Annotated in this window: 1 protein-coding gene; it reads right to left on the reverse strand. The window is 60.0% G+C overall.

The annotated features are described in order from the left end of the window. Positions 1 to 14: 14 nt before the first annotated feature. On the reverse strand, positions 15 to 575 hold a 561-nt coding region (locus tag AB1460_RS38215), incomplete at its 5' end, for an IS630 family transposase (RefSeq protein ID WP_368967492.1).

A 575-nucleotide genomic window follows, 5' to 3' on the forward strand; every position in this document is an offset into this window, starting at 1 on the left:
CTACTAAGAGAAAACTAAGTTAGTGGAATATTGATGTAGGACAGGTCTGGAGATCGGAAGAAGCCTCGGATAATCTCCGGTGTGGCCAAGAGGCGAGCGAACGCCTTCTTGACGCTGTCGCGCAGTTCGTCGACAGTGCGGGCGGCGACTTTCCCGGCGTTATCGTTCTTCACATTCTTCCAGACCCACTCGTCGGGGTTGAGTTCGGGCGAGTAGGGCGGGAGATGGAAGATCCTGAGTCGACCTTCGGTCGAGGCGACGTACTCCCGCGTGGCGGCGGATTTATGGATGCCATGGCCGTCGACGATGAGGAAGACGGTGCCGTCGACGTCCTGGAGGAGCTGCTTGCAGAATTCGATGAACGTCGCGGAGGTGGTCGTGCCGTCCACGAGGGAGAAATGAAGCTTTCCCTGCGCAGAAATCGCGGAGATCATGTTGACGGTCTTGCGGTTACCGGTGCCGCGCACGATCGGGGTCTGGCCGACCGGCGCCCAGGTGGTACCGGAGTGGAAGTCCGTCCGGATCGATGCCTCGTCACCGAAGAAGATCGATGCACCCGCGACCTGGGCTTCCGC

This window comes from Parafrankia sp. FMc2, assembly GCF_041008525.1.
Classification (GTDB): Bacteria; Actinomycetota; Actinomycetes; order Frankiales; family Frankiaceae; genus Parafrankia.